The following is a 17,379-nucleotide window of genomic DNA, read 5'->3' on the forward strand; positions in this document are numbered from 1 at the left end:
GCTATAGAGAGAGGGAAACGCCTGGTCCCCATTCCGAACCCAGAAGCTAAGCCTCTCATCGCTGATAATACTGCACCTTTCAGGTGTGGGAATGTAGGTCGCTGCCTAGTTCGGATCAATTATTTTCCCCTTTTAAATCTCTAATCACTTTACTTTTTACACTCTTTTTACATTTTTTAAGTACTATTCTTTCATATATTTTTGTGATTAGAATGTGACAATTATGTTACAAAACTGCACAGTATTATTTTTTTATCACAATTTCCTTTTTATAAGATATCTTTTAATTTATGATGTTTTTTATCATTTTTACTGATATTTCCTCTTTAAAAGCCACTTTTATAAATAAAAACTATAAAAAAAACTACTATTTCCTATAATACAAGTGATTTTAATTGCAAATATAATATTTTTTTATATTGTTTACTTTTCATTTAAGATTCACTTAAAATTTAATCACCTATAATGCTTGCAATCGAAATAGCTTTATCGCTATCTCAATATTTTGATAACTCTTAAGGAGAGAAAATGAAAAAAACAATTAAATTAGCAGTAGTAGCTGCTTTAGCTTTAGGTGCAACTTCTGCATTTGCAACAAATGGTGCGACATTAATCGGTATGGGTGCTAAAGCTCGTGGTATGGCTGGAACTGGAATCGGTATGAGTCATGGTGCAGAATCAGCTTTAGTGAATCCTGCTTTAATTACTTCTGTTGAATCAACTGAAATTTCTTTCGGTGGTACACTTTTCATGCCGAATGTTAAAAATACAAATAACTTAGGTGGTGGCGATTCGAGTGCAGAAAGTACTGCTGATATGAATGTTATTCCAGAAGTTTCTTTAGCTACAAAAATCAATGATAATTTTTATGTAGGTATCGGTATGTGGGGAACCGGTGGTATGGGTGTTGATTATCGTGATACAAAAATTGATACTGCAGGTGGTACACAATTGAATATGGTTACAAATCTTCAATTAATGCAATTTGGTGTTCCTTTGGCATACAAAATGGATGCTTTCAGTATAGCAGTAACACCAATTTTACAATATGGTTCACTTGATGTTAACTATGTATATACTGGAGCACCATTAGCAACTGGTATGGGTGTTGCACAAGATTTAAAGTTTGGTTATAACATTGGTGCTTCTTATGAAATGAATGGTTTGACTGTTGGTGCAATTTACAAATCAAAAATTGATATGGAATATAAAGGTTTTGCAAGCGTAATTGGAAATTTCAGTGCTGGTGCATATAATAATGATAAATTATCTACGCCTGCTGAGCTTGGTATAGGTGTATCTTATGCGATGAGTGAACATACTGTTGCTCTTGATTATAAACAAATAAAGTGGTCATCTGCAAAAGGATATGAAGATTTTGCATGGGATGATCAAAATGTAATCTCTCTGGGCTATGAGTATAATACAGATGCTTGGGCACTGCGTTTAGGTTACAACTATGCTTCAAGTCCAATTTCAGAACAAACAAATGCTACACCAAACAGTGCAGGATTAACAGGTGGTGTTATCAATACTTTTAATCTTTTAGGTTTTCCTGGTATTGTAGAATCTCACTATGCAATTGGTGGTACATATAATATTAATAAGCAAACTTCAGTAGATTTGGCATTTAACTATGCTCCGGAGAAAACTGAAACATATAAAAACTTTGTTGGTCAAAATATTACAACAAAACACTCACAAACAGCTGTAAGCGCACAGTTGACATTTGACTTCTAGTCACTAAAAAGAAATTCTCCTTTCTTTTTAGCGTATCGCCTTTTGGCGGTACACTCTTCTTTCCTCTTTCAAAAACTTATTTTATTTAAAATACTGTGAATATATTGTAGTGATTGAAGCCCATAAAGGCCTCAAATATTGTAGAAAGTGAAAGTTAAACGAGTTTCGCTTCGCGAGGTCCCTCTTTTATCTCACCGATAAGATAAGAGTCTTTAGCAGTTGCAAGAACTTTATCGACATTAGCATCTTCTACAACTAAAATCATTCCTACACCCATATTAAATGCACGGAACATCTCATCTCTGTCGATGTGTTCACTCATAAGTTCAAAGATAGGAAGTACTTTGATGGTATCTTTTTGTACTTCTGCCATTAAGTTTTCAGGAAGTACACGAGGAAGGTTTTCAACAATTCCACCACCTGTGATGTGTGCCATTGCAACTATCTCATCTTTAAGTGCTTTAAATGTCTTTACATAGATGTTTGTAGGTTCTAGTAGAGTTTCGATGAGTGGTTTTCCATTAAACTCGTCATCGAATTTCATATTCATTTTTTCAAAAAGAACTTTTCTTGCAAGTGAGAAACCGTTTGAGTGCAGACCTGAAGATGGAAGTGCAATTAACTTGTGACCAGGGCGAACAAGGCTTACTCTATCCATCTCGCTCTTTTCTGCTACACCTACTGCAAAACCGGCAAGGTCATAATCATCCTCAGAGTACATTCCTGGCATCTCAGCTGTTTCACCACCAATAAGTGCACATTCACTTCTCACGCAGCCCTCAGCTATGCCTGCGACCACATTTGTAGCAACATTTACATCAAGTTTGCCCGTTGCATAGTAATCAAGAAAGAAGCTTGGAGTCCCAAAGTTACAGATAAGGTCATTGACACACATTGCAACAAGGTCAATTCCTACAGTATTGTGAATACCACTATCAATTGCAAGTTTGAGCTTTGTACCAACGCCATCCGTTGCTGCAAGCATTACCGGCTCTTTAAATCCAGTTGGAAGCTCAAATGCACCTGCAAATGAACCGATGCCACCAAGAACACCCGAGATTTTTGTACTTTTGACTAAAGGTTTGATATTTTCAACAAAGTTGTTTCCTGCGTCTATGTCGACACCGGCATCTTTATAGGAAATTTGACTCATTATTTTTGCTCCGAATCTTGAGGTAAGTCACATTTTTTGCTGACAATGCAGAGTGGGCAGAAGTTTGCGATACCGGCTATGAGAGGGAGAATTCCCAAATAGAACCAGTAGATACCAGTAACAATACCAGCAGCGATAAGGGCAATGCCCAGGATGATACGAAAAACTCTACAAAACGATCTGATTTTATTAAAATCCATTGTGATACCTTTAGATTTATATTAATTTGTTGTAATTATATCTATAATTAAGTAAAATTAATCCAAAAGTGGATAAAATCCTCTTCAACTTCAGAAACTTATTAGTAAAATAAAAACGAGAACAAATCCTCGCTTCGATCATGAGCCTCTTATTTTATTTTACTAATAAGTTAAAAGTATAAGGATAATAAAATAATGAAAGATTTTATATATAATGAAATGATGGTACATGTACCACTATGTACGCATAAAGAGCCAAATAATGTACTTATAATCAGTAGTGAGGCTGCGCCTTTGGTAAGCGAGGTGCAAAAGCATATCGATGATATCAGCTGTGATGTAATCTCTGCAGATGCAAATGCTTTGCGTGAGGTAAAAGATGGTGCTTGTGATGTAGTGATTTGTGAACTTGAAAAAGACGCGGCAGTTTTAGCACATATCAATCGTGTTTTAAATGAGACAGGGCTTGTTGTTATGCCGATTAGCTCACTTGAAAATGAAGAAGAGAATAAAAACCTGATGAGTATCTTAGGCAAGTATGCAAAAATTGTAATGCCATATAATCTTGGGAATTGTGAGATGGCACTTTTGGCTTCAAAAGAGTACCATCCAACAGCGGACATCATCCTACAGCGTGCTGATATGCTTGATGGATTAGAGTATTATAATTCAGATGTACACCCTGCTGCATTTGCTATGGGAAACAATGTGCGTAAGGCATATAAAGGTATCATTAAAAACTAATGGCTTATGAGTATGCTATCGCACTGACCGGTTCCATCGCAACAGGAAAAAGCACTGTTGCTTCCCTGCTTGCTCTTAACGGAATGCGGGTTATTGATGCCGATAGTATCTCTCATAAGATTTTAGATGATTCGGTAGCGTGGGTGCGCGAGACTTTTGGGGATGAGTATATCTCCAATGGAAAAGTTGACCGTGCAAAACTTGGATCTTTCATCTTCTCTCATGCAGATGCGAAAAAAATGCTTGAGGCATATCTGCATCCAAAGATAAAAGCAGAAATTGAGCGTCAAAGTGAAAAACAGGACAGTTTTAAATTTCCCTATCTGATTGATATTCCACTTTTTTTTGAAAATGCCAACTATCCAATCAAAGATAGTGTTGTTGTTTATACGCCTAGTGAGATTCAGTTGGAGCGTTTTATGAAACGAAATGGCTACTCAGAGGAGGAGTCACGCAAGCGGATTGCTTCGCAGTTACCGATTGATGAGAAGCGTGATCGTGCAACATGGGTGATAGATAACTCAAAAAATCTCAAACACTTGCAAAATGAAGTAGAGAACTTTGTAGAGAAGATAAAAAAGATATATAATAAGTAAAAAAGAGTCGAAATAACTCTTCTTGCCGATAGGCAAAGCTTTAGTGACTGAATATAATTTTAGCTTTGCTGAAATTATATGAGATTTATTAATAGGAGACAAAGATGAGAGTAGCAAAATATAGTGCCAATGGAAATGATTTTGTAATATTCCATGCCGATAAAAAAGAAGAGCGCTATGATTTGGCACGTGAGCTTTGTCATCGTCAAGAGGGAATCGGTGCGGATGGGCTCATCGTTGTTGTGCCTCATGCAGAGTATGACTTTGAGTGGGAGTTTTATAACTCTGATGGAAGTCATGCAGATATGTGTGGTAATGGCAGTCGTGCTTGTGCTCATTATGCTTACAATAATAATCTTGCACCTGCAGTCATGGACTTTCTCACGGGTGCAGGTGTTATTCATGCAGAAGTGACAGACAATACACCCAGAAGTGGTATGGTACTCTCAGAGCTTACTCCTCCTGAGATAATTGATGACTCTATAGAGTTTAATGGTCACTCTTGGTGGCTGGTAAATACAGGTGTTCCTCATTTAGTACGTTTTACAGATGATATTTCTCAGTTTGATATAGAAGAGGCACGTGAGCTTCGTTATGTCTATAATGCCAATGTCAATGTGATGTATGTTGAAGATGGCAACCTTCGTGTACGAACCTATGAACGTGGTGTAGAAGATGAGACTTTGGCTTGTGGAACTGGAATGGCAGCTTGTTTTTACAGAGCTTACAAAGAGGGTAAAGTACAAAATAACATTGAAGTTTATCCAACAAGTGGAGATACTCTTTATCTTGGTGTGAATGAGAGAACAATTACTTTTAAAGGGCGAGTGAAAAAGACCTTTGAGACGGAGTGGGAAGTTTAGAAGCGTGAGGACTAAAGTCCTGCAGCTTCAACAACTTTTGCTTGATTATCTGCGATAAGTGGTTCGATGATCTCATCAAAAAGACCACCGCTCATAATCTCATTTAAACGGTAAAGTGTCAAGTTGATTCTATGATCACTAATACGATTTTGCGGATAGTTGTAGGTTCGAATACGCCCGCTTCTATCACCAGTTCCTACCTGTGCGGCACGTTCTGCTGCATTTTCAGACTGTTGTTCTTGCATCTGTAGGTCATACAGACGCGCTTTTAAGACTTTCATCGCTTTTTCTTTGTTTTTATGTTGCGATTTTTGGTCCTGGTTTGTTACAACGATACCTGAAGGCAAGTGTGTGATACGAACAGCGGAGTCTGTAGTGTTTACCGACTGCCCACCACAACCACTTGAACGCATAACATCGATTTTGAGATCATTTTCATTAATCTCAATCTCAACATCATCAACTTCAGGCATAACTGCTACTGTAATAGCAGAGGTATGAACACGACCTTGTGATTCTGTTTGTGGAACACGTTGAACACGGTGTGTCCCACCTTCATATTTCAACCGAGAATAAACCTGATCACCTTTAATGAGTGCGATGACCTCTTTATAGCCACCGGCATCACTCGGTGATGTACTCATAATCTCAATCTTCCAGCCTTTAAGGTCTGCATAGCGAGTGTAGGCACCAAAGAGGTCACCTACGAAGATAGCTGCTTCATCTCCACCTGCACCTGCGCGGAGCTCAACGATGATGTTTCTATCATCATTTGGATCTTTTGGAAGCATAAGCATTTTAATCTCTTCTTCGAGCTCAGGCACACGAGGTTCTAGCTCTTTGAGCTCCTCTTTTGCCATATCGCTCATTTCAGGGTCACTTAGCATCTCTTTTGAGTCTGCTATCTCTTCGATAAGTGCTTTGTACTCTTTTGCTTTTTCAACGATAGGTAAAAGGGAAGATTGTTCTTTTGAGAGCTCTGTCATCTTTTTGATGTCAGAAGTTATATCAGGTGAACTTAGCAGTTCGCTAAGTTCATTATAGCGGTTGATAAACGGAGTAAGTTTATCTGCTAACATATGGTGTTAGCCTTATATAGCGTTTACAGCTTTGTGAAGACGGCTTACTTTTCTAGCTGCAGTCTCTTTTTTAAGGATACCTTTACTAACAAATTTGTGAATCTGTTTGTTAGCGATTTGAAATGCTGCTTGTGCTTCTTCTTTGTTACCAGCTTCGATAGCTGAACGTACTGCTTTTACAATGTTTTTAAGACGAGTTCTATAGAAACGATTACGTTCTGTACGAACGATAGTCTGGCGAATTCTCTTAATTGATGACTTATGATTTGCCATATTAATTTGTCCTTTTTGGGAAATAAGTGCGCAATAATAGCTTAAAGATAATTAAAATTAAGTTAAAGGGTGGTAAAATACTCGAAATTACTACAAATGTTTACACTAAGCTCCTAAAAAAGAGAGCGAATCCTCCATTCGGTCTGAGTCTCTTTTTTAGAACCTTAGTGCAAACAGAACGATTTTGAATATTAAAGTGAGCAAAAATGAGACTATTTGGAACAGACGGAGTGCGTGGTGAGGCTGGGAGTTTTTTAAGTGCCGAAGTGGCTATGAAACTGGCGATGGCAGCGGGAATATATCTCAAGCCTCACGCAGTGACAAGCAAGATTCTAGTAGGCAAGGATACACGAAGAAGCGGGTATATGATAGAGAATGCTCTTGTAAGTGGGCTTACGGCTGTTGGTTTTGATGTGGTTGAAGTAGGACCGATGCCGACACCTGCCATTGCATTCATCACGGAAAATATGCGTTGTGATGCGGGGATTATGATTTCAGCTTCACATAACTCTTTCGAAGATAATGGGATTAAATTTTTTGATGGACGTGGAGATAAGTTTTCAAGAGAGGTAGAGAAAAAGATAGAAGATATTTTCTTTGATGATGAAGCTCTGCGTGAGGCACAGGTCACTGGTAAAAAGATAGGAAAAGCAAAACGTATCGATGATGTTATCGGGCGTTATATTGTACAGCTAAAAAACTCTTTTCCTGTAGAGATGACTTTGCAGGGCATGCGTATAGTACTCGATACTGCAAATGGAGCTGCGTACAAAGTAGGTCCTACTGTTTTAGAAGAGCTTGGTGCTGAGGTGATAGTATTGCATGACAAACCGGATGGTTTTAACATCAATGAAGGGTGTGGAGCTCTGCATACAAAAGATCTGCAAAATGCAGTAGTCAAGTACAGAGCAGATTTGGGAATAGCCCTTGATGGAGATGCTGACAGGGTCGTTATCATAGATGAGCAAGGTGAGGTTGTTGATGGTGATCAGCTTTTAGGTTCACTGGGAGTCTATATGCATGAGAGAGGTGTGCTTCAAGGTGCTGGTATTGTTGCTACAGTGATGAGCAACAAAGGGCTTGATGATTATCTTGATGTTCACGGGCTCAAGCTCTATCGTTCGGATGTTGGTGATAAGAATGTTTTAGAGATTATGAAAAAAGAGGGTATTAATTTTGGTGGTGAGCAGAGCGGACATGTGATACTGCATGATTTTGCAAAGACTGGAGATGGTCTGGTCTCTGCTCTTGCTGTTTTAGCACTTCTGATAGATAAAAAGAAAAAAGCTTCTGAGGCACTGCGTCCATTTTCACTCTATCCGCAAAAACTTGTTAATATTCAAGTAAAAGAGAAAAAACCACTCAATAGCATTGAAGGTTTGTATGAAGAGTTAGCATCTCTTGAAAAGCAAGGTATACGTCAATTAATTCGCTACTCTGGAACAGAAAATAAGCTTCGAGTGCTGCTTGAAGCAAAAAACAGCAAGTTGATGGAAGAAAAAATGGATGCACTTGTGGCATTTTTTAAAAAAGCACTCAATGACTAACCACACACTACGACTTTTAGCAATACTCCTTTTTGCACTTGCCGGTATTTTCATCATTGATCAAAATATAAAGTCCCTCTTTGTGGAAGGTTTTCGCTACTACACAGATTGTATCGATTTGATACTTGTATATAATAAAGGTGTGGCATTTTCGATGTTTGCATTTTTGGATGACTATCTCAAATATATTCAACTACTTTTGGTCTCGGGTGTTCTTATTTATGTAATATATCTGCAAAAAATTTGCTATGCACTGCCAGTTGGTATACTTCTTGGTGGTGCTTTTTCAAACATCTATGACAGATTTATCCATGAGGGTGTTGTCGATATGGTCTATTGGCACTGCGGATTTAATTTTGCTGTTTTTAATTTCGCTGATGTGATGATAGATTTGGCAGTGGTGTGGTTGTTAATTTTAAACTTTAAACCACAGTGGTGTAAAAGTTAAATACATTTTTGGTATAATTGCCCAAAATAATATAGTGCGAAGGAAATTGATGGAAATCAAAGCAAACAAAATTAATGGCGCAAATGCTGAGATCGAAGCAGTAATCTCTATGGATGAGGTAAATGCTAATGTAGAAAAAATTGCTAAACAATTAAGCAAAACTGCAAATATTCAAGGGTTTAGAAAAGGAAAAGTTCCTGTAGCAATCATTAAAAAGCAGTATGGACAAAAACTTGTTGAAGATGCAGAAGCTGAAGCATTGCGTGAGGTGCTCTCTAAAGGTTTAGATGAGTTAAATGTTTCTAATGACTCTTTAATCGGTGAGCCGACTATTTCTAAGTTTGACAAAAGTGACGATAAAATCGAAGTAGCTATCAAAGTAGCACAGCGTCCGGAGATTAATCTTGATGATGTTGATAGTTTGGTACCAGACTTCAAAAAACCGGAAGTTACAGATAAAGAAGTAGATGAAAGAATCAAAGAGATCGCAGAAGGGCAAGCACCATTAGTAAACATCAAACGTAACCGTAAAATGAGAGAAGGTGATACTGCAGTAATCGACTTCGAAGGTTTTATTGATGGAAAGGCTTTTGAGGGAGGGGCTGCTGAGAATTTTGAACTTCTTTTAGGTTCAGGTCAGTTCATTCCAGGTTTTGAAGACCAGCTTATCGGTGTAAAACGTGATGAAGAAGTAGAGATCAATGTAACATTCCCAGAAAACTATGGTTCTAAAGATCTTGCTGGTAAAGATGCAATGTTCAAAGTAAAAGTAAACCAAATAAAAGTTAAAGATGAAGTAGAAGTAAATGATGAATTTGCACAAAAACTTTTAAGTAAAGAAGATGCTACAGTTGATGAACTTAAAACTGAAGTGAAAAAAGCATTAGAGCAAGAAAAACTTGCAAAACTTTACAATGAAGAGCTAAAACCAAAACTTTTAGAAGCACTTGTTGAAAAAATTGACTTTGATCTTCCAGAGTTTGTTGTTGACCAAGAGATCGATATGGCAGTAAATAAAAAAGCTTCTACTATGAGTGAAGATGAGATTAAAGAGCTGCGTGAGAACAAAGAGAAACTTGAAGAGTTACGTGAGTCTTTCCGTGATGAAGCAACAAAAAGTGTAAAAGCAACATTTATCATCGATGCACTTGCAGCAAAACTTGGTGTAAAAGTTGAAGAGCAAGAAGTAATGCAAACTATCTACTTTGAAGCAATGCAAATGGGTCAAGATCCACAAAAAGCATACGATCAGTATAAAGATGCAGGATACCTTCCGGCAATTCAGATGTCAATGGTAGAGGACAGAGTTCTCACTACACTTTTAAACAAGAAGATAGAAGAATAATATGAGCTATATTCCTTATGTAGTGGAAAAAACAGGGCGTGGTGAACGCTCTTATGATATCTACTCTCGTCTTTTAAAAGATAGAATCGTTATGCTTAGCGGTGAAGTAAATGATGCTGTTGCTTCTACAATTGTTGCACAGTTTTTGTTTCTTGAAGCAGAAGACCCTGAAAAAGATATCTACTTCTACATTAACTCTCCGGGTGGTGTAGTGACTGCCGGTATGGCAATATATGATACAATGAACTACATTCGTCCAAATGTAGCGACTATCTGTATTGGTCAAGCGGCGTCTATGGGTGCTTTTTTACTCTCTAGTGGAGAAAAAGGCAAGCGTTATGCACTGCCTCACGCACGTATCATGATTCATCAACCACTTGGTGGTGCGCAGGGTCAGGCAACGGACATCGCTATTCAGGCTGAAGAGATTCTTCGTATGAAAAAAGAGCTCAATGAAATCTTGGCAGCAAATACCGGTCAGGATGTAAAAACAGTGGAGCTTGATACAGACCGTGACAACTTTATGAGTGCCGCAGAAGCAAAAGAGTATGGTATGATTGATGAAGTTTTGCAAAAGAGCGACAAAGAGTAGAAGGAGTTAGAGATGGCAGGCACATTAAGAAAAAAAAAGAGTCGTAGAAATATTGATGAACCTAGTTCTGATGTAGATATGCCTGTTATCAGTGCTCTTGATATGGATAGTCCCTCAAGTGATATTGAAATCTATGCAAAAGAGGTTTTAAATGCCCTCACTGCAGATAATCTCCCACCGACACCAAATAACTTTTCACTTTACTTTGACAGACTTTTAGAAGATAAGAGTGAAAATCTTCGCAAACAGATTCACTCTATCTTGGAGCTTGAAGAGAATGATGAAGATGAAAACACCATTGCACTTGAACAAAGCCTTAAGCAGGGCTTTAGTTCTATAAAAGGCATCTTGGGAGTTACAGCTAATCTTTATAAGAACATGTCTTTGATGACAAAGATCTTAGAAAAAAGAAAGCAAGAGCTTGCTGATAAACCAGAAGCACAGGAAGCACTTGCAATCATTTCGACCTTAGAGAATGATGTAACAAAACTCAATACAATACTCAAAACACAAAGCATGCAGATGCGAACTATCTATGATGTTACTGCCAAGATAGTGAAAAATGTAGAGAATGAGACAATTTTTGACAATCAGTTTGGAGTTTACAATAAACGCTATCTTTTAACAAAGATTGAGCAGGAGATGGGGCTTATTAAAGAGTTCCATCATAAAAGTTCACTCATTATGATAGAGCTTTCTCGTGAACTTAAAAAGAGTGTTAACAATGAAAAAGCAGTACTCTTAATGGTTAGAACTATAGCAAGACTACTTCTGAAAACTTCAAGACGTAGTGATATAGTTGCACACTATGGCAATGGTGTTTTTTCAATGCTACTCAAACATACTGATATTGATAGTGCGAAAAAAGCAAGCGAACGTCTGTGTGAACTTGTTTCAAATTCAAACTTCTTCTTGGCAGACCGTGAGATTCAGCTGAAAATCTCAATTGGTGTAACAGACATCGACCCGGACTTTTCTGTCGAAGAGATAGTGGTGAGTGCATTAGATGGTATAGAAAAAGCGTATGAGTTAAAAAATTCAGATTATGCAGTTTCGCTTAGAAAATAGGAAACAGTTTTAAGAGATGAAGTTAAATATAGTAGAGTATCCAGATAAACGTCTGCGTGAGAAGTCCAAAGAGGTTAAAGTTTTTGATGAAAAACTTCATCAGCTTTTAGATGCAATGAACCCGTTGATGATAAATACAAACGGCATAGGGCTTGCAGCTATTCAAGTAGCACATCCTATTCGCGCGCTTATTTTAAACATTCCCGATGAGGATGGAGAGCAGCCTCCTGAAAATCTTTTAGAAATTATAAATCCGATTCTTGTAGAGAAGTCAGGTGAGACGACATATCAAGAAGGGTGTCTCAGTGTTCCTCAGTTTTATGAAGATATAAAACGCTATGAAAAAGTGACAATTAACTATCAAGATAGGGACGGTAATACTAAGACACTTGAAGCAGATGGGCTTTTAGCCATTGCGATTCAGCATGAGATGGACCATTTAGATGGTATCCTATTTATTGACAAACTCTCTTATGCACGTCGTAAAAAGTTTGAAAAAGAGTATAAAAAACTCCAAAAAGAGCGAAAAGCTAAAAAATCTGCATAATAAATATGGCATTTTGTCATATTCCTCCAAGTTAATTTAAAAACCCACTAAGATACAGATAACTACAATGAGGTTGCTGTATGAAAAAGATAAAGTGTGCTACAAACGAAGGTATAGAAGCCAAAGTTGTTGAGGTGGAAGCAACACTGACAAAAGGCTTACCGTCCTTTTCCATTGTTGGCATGGTCTCAACTGCCATATCAGAAGCTAAAGAGCGGGTAAAATCAGCACTGCTGAGTAATGAGTTTTCTTTTCCTCCAAAACGCATAACACTCAATCTCTCCCCAAGTGAACTCTCAAAATCAGGCTCTCATTTTGACCTGAGCATCGCACTTTTAATTTTGCTCAATGATGCAGTAGAAGATTTTGATGAGTGGTTCATTTTTGGTGAGCTTGGACTCTCAGGTGATGTCAAAGAGAACATACAGCTCTACCCTCTCATCCTCTCTTTGGCAAATCAAGGCTTGATAAGTAAGGTAATCGTACCGGCAGAATCATTAGAGAAGCTCTCTAAAATTCCAAATGTTGCTTTTTACGGAGTGAATACACTCAAAGAGGCAATGGAAGTTTTAAAAAATCAAAAGCAGATAACGCCATCAGTATCTAGCAGTGCTATAGAGTACCCTTTTTATGAACTGGGTGCTAAAAGATATTACTATGTTAAAGAGTATGAAGAGGATTTTATTGATGTAAAAGGTCAAGAAGTGGCAAAACGTGCAGCACTCATTGCAGCTGCGGGGATGCATAATCTGCTTTTAGAAGGTAGTCCCGGTTGTGGAAAAAGTATGATAGCCTCTCGGCTTCGCTATATCTTGCCACCAATGCAGATGTCAGAGATACTTGATTTTGCAAAACTGCAGGTCTTGGAAGGAAATGAACCGGACTTTAAACCGCATCGTCCTTTTAAAAATCCGCATCACAGCTCTACCCTTGCTTCTATTTTTGGAGGTGGGAGTCATAAAGCCCGCATCGGCGAAATAGGACTTGCGAATAATGGCATCTTATTCTTTGATGAGCTGCCATATTTTTCAAAATCAGTTCTAGAAGCTCTGCGTGAGCCTATGCAGGATAATAAGATCCGTATCTCACGTGTACATTCCAAAGTGGAATATCCGGCGAACTTTTTGTTTGTTGGAGCGATGAATCCATGCCCTTGTGCTAACCTTTTGGATGAGCACAAAGAGTGCAGATGTAATGAGCTAGAGATTCAAAAATATAAAAACAGACTCTCTGAGCCTTTTTTGGATCGTATTGACATCTCTGTGACGATGCAAAACGTCAAGTCTTATGATAAGCCAAGTTATTCTTCCAAAGAGTTGCATAAAAAAGTTGTTGAGGCACATATATTTGCAAGAAAAAGAGGACAAAACAGCTTTAATGCTAAGCTGGATGATGATGCGATAGAGCAGTATTGTGTAATGGATGAGGATGCAACAACTACTTTGGAAATGGCAGTTGAGCGTTTTCGTTTATCATTTAGGAGCATTAAAAAAGTACAAAAGGTTGCACGAACGGTAGCTGATTTGGATAGTTCGGAACGTATAAAAAAAGAGCACCTTTTAGAGGCACTCTCTTATAGACGTAGGTAGTTACACATTATAATATGTGGCTTCTGGATGATAAACCACTAATGCAGATGTTGATTGCTCCGGATGAATCTGAAAGGTTTCACTTAGCTCTATACCAAACTCTTGGGGTTTTAAAAGATTAAAGAGTGGACGATTAAGCTCTAAGTCCGGACAGGCTGCGTAACCAAAGGAGTAGCGACTTCCCTGATAGCGGTTCATGCGTACATCTGCTAATGTGTTTCCTTCATCTTTTGCGATGTTTAAATCAAGTCGTATCTGTTTATGAGCAATCTCTGCAAGTGCTTCTGCAAGCTCGACTCCTAGTCCGTGGAATTGGTAGTACTCTGTATAGTCTCCACGTTCATATATCTCACGCTCAACTTCACTCAGTTTGCTTCCTGCACTGACACAGGTAAGAGCAATGACATCATGACGGTCTGCATGGAAATAATCACTCAGAGCTCGGTGCGGTTTCTTTCTTTGTCTTGGGAAAGTAAATATCTCTTCTGCTCGCCCTATAACATTTTTGAGTGGCTCATGGTTTATTTCATCCTCAGAGTGCCACCCTTCACTCTCATCAAAGATAAGTAGAGAGTTGTCATCACTGCGACAAGGCCAATAGCCATAGAGGATCGTTGGTTCAAAGAGCTGTTCATCTATAAAGCGGCGTTTGAGCTTTTCATAAGCCGGCCAGACCACTTCATCAAGCTGTTTTTGATACTCCTCTTTGCTCATACCTTTTGATGTATATCCCCAGCGTGATTTAAAAAGAAGTTTATGGTTTATCCACTTAAAGGCCATCTCTACTTGTTGCTGTGTGAGCTTTATCTCACGGCGTCCCCAAAATGGAGGGGTTGGAATCGGAACCTCACGTGAAGGCATTTTTATCTCTTCGTAAGGAGGGATGATGACCTCTTTTTCCTCTTTCTTCTCAATTTCAGGAGCATCAGGATGGAGGTTTGTGTCCATATTGCCCGCCTCTATACGGCTCATGGCAGTAACCCCGTCAAAGGCATCCTTACAGTAAAAAATAGGACCGCTGTAAGCAGGACGACAAAAATCATCGATAAAACTGCGTGTCAGTGCCGCACCGCCAAGTAAAATCGGGATAGTGATGCCTTTTTCTTCCAATGTTTTAAGATTTTCAAGCATAACTTGTGTTGATTTTACAAGCAGCCCACTCATTCCAAGGGCTGAAACATGCCCCTCATTAAGAGTCTCTAAATACTGCTCAAGCTCTACTTTGATACCAAGGTTTTTCACTTTGTAACCATTATTAGAGAGAATGATATCAACAAGGTTTTTCCCAACATCATGTACATCTCCTTTTACCGTTCCAAGGACAAGAGTTGTATCGACCTCTTTTTCAACTTTTGGTAGGTAAGGGTTAAGATAATCAACCGTCTTTTTCATTGTTTCTGCAGATTGGAGTACAAAAGGAAGCTGCATCTGTCCTGAACCAAAGAGCTCACCGATAACTTTCATCGCATCGATTAAAATTTCATTGACAATGACTTCAGGAGCGATGCGGTGACGCACCTCTTCAACAAGAGGGATCATTCTATCTTTATCGCCATCCATCAAGAGTTTTGCAATTTTCTCTTCATCGCTCATCGCCAGATATTCAGCATCTTCAGCTTCATTATCAACAGCTTCTTTTGAGCTAAAGTGCTCAATGAATTTAAAGAGCGGGTCTTCTCCACGATTAAAGATAAGGTTGTCACAAATCTCTTGGTCTTCTTTGCTTATTTTGTTAATCGGAATGATATGTTTAACATTGATAATAACGGATGTCAGACCTGCTTCGAGACAGTGGTGTAAAAACATAGAGTTAAGGTATGGGCGTGCATCTTTATCAAGACCAAAAGAGATATTGGAGAGCCCAAGAGTAGTACCAACTTCAGGATGACGCTTACGCAGCTCACGAATGGCTTCAATGGTATTGATACCGGCATCAAGATACTCTTCATCACCAGACCCAAGTGTAAAGGTAAGCACATCAAAGACAAGGTCCTCTTTTTTAAGCCCATGACGCTCAGTTGCAAGTTTGATGATACGCTCAGCTATGGCGAGTTTATTTTCAACTGTTTTTGCCATTCCCACTTCATCGATAGTAAGACATACGAGGGCAGTACCAAACTTTTTAGCCAGTTGGCAAACCGCATCGAATTTTTCTTCACCATCTTCAAGATTTACAGAGTTTAAAATTGGACGACCACCGATGTTTTTCAGTGCGGTCTCTAATCCTTTTGTCTGTGTGGAGTCCGGCATAAGAGGGATAGGAATCTTTTGGTTGTACATCCCCATGACGGCATTCATATCTTTTGTCTCATCGCGACCGGCAAAACCGACATTGACATCAATAACATGTGCCCCGGCACGTACCTGTTGCTGTGCTACAGAGAGGGTACCTTCATAATCTTCGGCAAGCAGAAGCTCACGGAAGGCTTTTGAGCCTGTTGCATTTGAGCGTTCTCCCATAAGCAGAGGAGCAGGCTGTTGCATCAGTGGAACAGTATTAAAAAGAGAAGCCAGTGAGTTCTCCTGAGAACCACTTGGTGCTTTTGGTGTAATGTTTGCAACTCTGTCAACAAGAGCACGGATGTGTTGCGGAGTTGTTCCGCAGCAACCACCTAAAAAGCTCACACCATCATACTTTAAGAAATTTTCCTGCTTATCTGCAAACTCATTTGGTCCCATTGGGTAGTAGGTGTAACCTCCACGGTTTTGTGGCAGACCTGCATTTGCATGTACACTTATAGGTTTCCCCCAAAGCTCGGAGAGTGTTTTAACATGTTTTTCAACCTGCTCAGGTCCTGTTCCACAGTTAAACCCTAGAGAGATGATGTTAAAAGGTTCCATGATAGTTGCAATAGTTTGTGCATCTGTACCTATGAGCATCGAACCACTGAGCTCAATAGTAACAGAGACCATAATTGGAATATCTACCTCTTTTTGACGACAGGCTTCTTCACAAGCATGAAGAGCAGCTTTTATCTGAAGCGGATCCTGACAGGTTTCAAGAAGAAAAACATCTACACCACCATCGATGAGGGCGAGACAAAACTCTGTGTAGCCTTCATACATCTCATCATAAGTAATATGTCCGAGTGATGGCAGTTTTGTTCCTGGACCGATAGAGCCAAGACAAAAACGTGGATGCTCGGGAGTTGAGAACTTTTGGCACTGTTTTTTTACAAGCTCTGCTCCAGCCTTTGTGAGCTCATAGGCACGATGACCAATCTGATACTCATCCAAGACCCAGCTAAAAGAACCAAAAGTATTTGTCGTGATAAAATCTGCTCCAGCTGTAAGATAGGCACTGAAGATATCATTCATAATCTCGGGTGCTGTAACATTTAAGAGCTCATTACACCCTTCATTGCCTTCCCATGCCTCTTTTGGAATTTGATCGTCACGCTGTTGGAGTTGTGTACCCATTGCTCCATCAATGATAAGCGGGCGCTTCTTTATAGTCTCTAAGATATACTCTTGTGTTGTCATTGACACTCTTTTGCTTCTAAAATATTGAGGATATTTTATCGCATGAGGACATAAAAACTGCTGTAACTACTATGAAAAATAAATCTTTTAAGACAAATAATAGATAAAATGA

Annotated in this window: 16 protein-coding genes and 1 rRNA gene; 12 read left to right on the forward strand and 5 right to left on the reverse strand. The window is 38.8% G+C overall.

All coding sequences use genetic code 11. The features are described 5' to 3' along the window. Both rrf and MNY27_RS06115 read left to right on the forward strand, forming a co-directional pair. Positions 1-110 (forward strand): 5S ribosomal RNA (rrf, locus tag MNY27_RS06110); the annotation flags it as partial. A 418-nt stretch (positions 111-528) separates the two neighbouring features. Further along, entirely contained in the window at positions 529-1,740 is a 1,212-nt protein-coding gene (locus MNY27_RS06115) for an outer membrane protein transport protein (RefSeq protein ID WP_346392003.1), read from the forward strand. A gap of 154 nt (positions 1,741-1,894) precedes the next feature. On the opposite strand, the gene purM is transcribed toward MNY27_RS06115, so the two are convergent. Continuing rightward, on the reverse strand, positions 1,895-2,893 hold the full coding sequence (gene purM / locus MNY27_RS06120) for a phosphoribosylformylglycinamidine cyclo-ligase (protein ID WP_346392004.1): 999 nt from the start codon (positions 2,891-2,893) through the stop codon (positions 1,895-1,897). Next, positions 2,893-3,093 carry a DUF2892 domain-containing protein gene (locus MNY27_RS06125; protein WP_152184127.1) on the reverse strand — a complete coding sequence of 67 codons (201 nt, stop codon included), beginning with the start codon at positions 3,091-3,093 and terminating at the stop codon, positions 2,893-2,895. Before MNY27_RS06125 ends, purM begins: the two co-directional genes overlap by 1 nt. 195 nt (positions 3,094-3,288) lie before the next feature. On the opposite strand from MNY27_RS06125, the gene MNY27_RS06130 reads away from it, so the two are divergent. From MNY27_RS06130 to dapF, 3 genes are all read left to right on the forward strand, one after another. Further along, positions 3,289-3,837 (forward strand): spermidine synthase, encoded by a 549-nt coding sequence (locus MNY27_RS06130; RefSeq protein ID WP_152184126.1) that lies wholly within the window; start codon positions 3,289-3,291, stop codon positions 3,835-3,837. Continuing rightward, positions 3,837-4,433: a dephospho-CoA kinase gene (coaE, locus tag MNY27_RS06135; protein WP_346392005.1), complete on the forward strand. Its 597-nt coding sequence runs from the start codon at positions 3,837-3,839 to the stop codon at positions 4,431-4,433. Before MNY27_RS06130 ends, coaE begins: the two co-directional genes overlap by 1 nt. 104 nt (positions 4,434-4,537) lie before the next feature. After that, on the forward strand, positions 4,538-5,296 hold the full coding sequence (dapF, locus tag MNY27_RS06140; RefSeq protein WP_346392006.1) for a diaminopimelate epimerase: 759 nt from the start codon (positions 4,538-4,540) through the stop codon (positions 5,294-5,296). 11 nt (positions 5,297-5,307) lie between these two features. On the opposite strand, the gene prfA is transcribed toward dapF, so the two are convergent. Beyond that, positions 5,308-6,375 carry a peptide chain release factor 1 gene (prfA, locus tag MNY27_RS06145; RefSeq protein ID WP_152184123.1) on the reverse strand — a complete coding sequence of 356 codons (1,068 nt, stop codon included), beginning with the start codon at positions 6,373-6,375 and terminating at the stop codon, positions 5,308-5,310. Positions 6,376-6,387: 12 nt separating this feature from the next. After that, on the reverse strand, positions 6,388-6,648 hold the full coding sequence (gene rpsT, locus MNY27_RS06150) for a 30S ribosomal protein S20 (protein WP_152184122.1): 261 nt from the start codon (positions 6,646-6,648) through the stop codon (positions 6,388-6,390). A gap of 206 nt (positions 6,649-6,854) precedes the next feature. Between rpsT and glmM the strand changes: the two genes are divergently transcribed. From glmM to MNY27_RS06185, 7 genes are all read left to right on the forward strand, one after another. Continuing rightward, a complete protein-coding gene (glmM, locus tag MNY27_RS06155) occupies positions 6,855-8,195 on the forward strand; it encodes a phosphoglucosamine mutase (RefSeq protein ID WP_346392007.1) in 1,341 nt (446 codons plus the stop codon). Then, positions 8,188-8,643, forward strand: coding sequence for a signal peptidase II (lspA, locus tag MNY27_RS06160; RefSeq protein WP_346392008.1), 456 nt, complete (start codon positions 8,188-8,190; stop codon positions 8,641-8,643). The genes glmM and lspA overlap by 8 nt, the downstream gene beginning before the upstream one ends. Before the next feature lie 49 nt (positions 8,644-8,692). Continuing rightward, positions 8,693-9,988 (forward strand): trigger factor, encoded by a 1,296-nt coding sequence (tig, locus tag MNY27_RS06165; RefSeq protein WP_346392009.1) that lies wholly within the window; start codon positions 8,693-8,695, stop codon positions 9,986-9,988. Position 9,989: 1 nt separating this feature from the next. Then, the gene (gene clpP / locus MNY27_RS06170; protein WP_152184118.1) at positions 9,990-10,580 is read left to right on the forward strand and encodes an ATP-dependent Clp endopeptidase proteolytic subunit ClpP; all 591 of its coding nucleotides are present in this window, start codon (positions 9,990-9,992) and stop codon (positions 10,578-10,580) included. Between the two features lie 12 nt (positions 10,581-10,592). After that, positions 10,593-11,648: a GGDEF domain-containing protein gene (locus MNY27_RS06175; RefSeq protein ID WP_152184117.1), complete on the forward strand. Its 1,056-nt coding sequence runs from the start codon at positions 10,593-10,595 to the stop codon at positions 11,646-11,648. A 16-nt stretch (positions 11,649-11,664) separates the two neighbouring features. Then, entirely contained in the window at positions 11,665-12,195 is a 531-nt protein-coding gene (def, locus tag MNY27_RS06180; protein ID WP_152184116.1) for a peptide deformylase, read from the forward strand. A gap of 80 nt (positions 12,196-12,275) precedes the next feature. Beyond that, the gene (locus tag MNY27_RS06185; RefSeq protein WP_152184115.1) at positions 12,276-13,784 is read left to right on the forward strand and encodes a YifB family Mg chelatase-like AAA ATPase; all 1,509 of its coding nucleotides are present in this window, start codon (positions 12,276-12,278) and stop codon (positions 13,782-13,784) included. Here MNY27_RS06185 and metH read toward each other — a convergent pair whose 3' ends face one another. After that, positions 13,785-17,267 carry a methionine synthase gene (gene metH / locus MNY27_RS06190; protein ID WP_152184114.1) on the reverse strand — a complete coding sequence of 1,161 codons (3,483 nt, stop codon included), beginning with the start codon at positions 17,265-17,267 and terminating at the stop codon, positions 13,785-13,787. Between the last annotated feature and the right edge of the window lie 112 nt (positions 17,268-17,379).

It is taken from the genome of Sulfurimonas sp. NWX79 (genome assembly GCF_039667035.1).
In the GTDB taxonomy this organism is placed as follows: domain Bacteria; phylum Campylobacterota; class Campylobacteria; order Campylobacterales; family Sulfurimonadaceae; genus Sulfurimonas; species Sulfurimonas indica.

Bases quoted from the DNA above. Each gene is read 5' to 3' on its own strand.
- tig (WP_346392009.1), top strand. From the start codon at position 8,693: ATGGAAATCAAAGCAAACAAAATTAATGGCGCAAATGCTGAGATCGAA.
- MNY27_RS06125 (WP_152184127.1), bottom strand. From the start codon at position 3,093: ATGGATTTTAATAAAATCAGATCGTTTTGTAGAGTTTTTCGTATCATC.
- prfA (WP_152184123.1), bottom strand. From the start codon at position 6,375: ATGTTAGCAGATAAACTTACTCCGTTTATCAACCGCTATAATGAACTT.
- metH (WP_152184114.1), bottom strand. From the start codon at position 17,267: ATGACAACACAAGAGTATATCTTAGAGACTATAAAGAAGCGCCCGCTT.
- MNY27_RS06130 (WP_152184126.1), top strand. From the start codon at position 3,289: ATGAAAGATTTTATATATAATGAAATGATGGTACATGTACCACTATGT.
- lspA (WP_346392008.1), top strand. From the start codon at position 8,188: ATGACTAACCACACACTACGACTTTTAGCAATACTCCTTTTTGCACTT.
- clpP (WP_152184118.1), top strand. From the start codon at position 9,990: ATGAGCTATATTCCTTATGTAGTGGAAAAAACAGGGCGTGGTGAACGC.
- purM (WP_346392004.1), bottom strand. From the start codon at position 2,893: ATGAGTCAAATTTCCTATAAAGATGCCGGTGTCGACATAGACGCAGGA.
- MNY27_RS06185 (WP_152184115.1), top strand. From the start codon at position 12,276: ATGAAAAAGATAAAGTGTGCTACAAACGAAGGTATAGAAGCCAAAGTT.
- MNY27_RS06115 (WP_346392003.1), top strand. From the start codon at position 529: ATGAAAAAAACAATTAAATTAGCAGTAGTAGCTGCTTTAGCTTTAGGT.
- dapF (WP_346392006.1), top strand. From the start codon at position 4,538: ATGAGAGTAGCAAAATATAGTGCCAATGGAAATGATTTTGTAATATTC.
- coaE (WP_346392005.1), top strand. From the start codon at position 3,837: ATGGCTTATGAGTATGCTATCGCACTGACCGGTTCCATCGCAACAGGA.
- MNY27_RS06175 (WP_152184117.1), top strand. From the start codon at position 10,593: ATGGCAGGCACATTAAGAAAAAAAAAGAGTCGTAGAAATATTGATGAA.
- rpsT (WP_152184122.1), bottom strand. From the start codon at position 6,648: ATGGCAAATCATAAGTCATCAATTAAGAGAATTCGCCAGACTATCGTT.
- glmM (WP_346392007.1), top strand. From the start codon at position 6,855: ATGAGACTATTTGGAACAGACGGAGTGCGTGGTGAGGCTGGGAGTTTT.
- def (WP_152184116.1), top strand. From the start codon at position 11,665: ATGAAGTTAAATATAGTAGAGTATCCAGATAAACGTCTGCGTGAGAAG.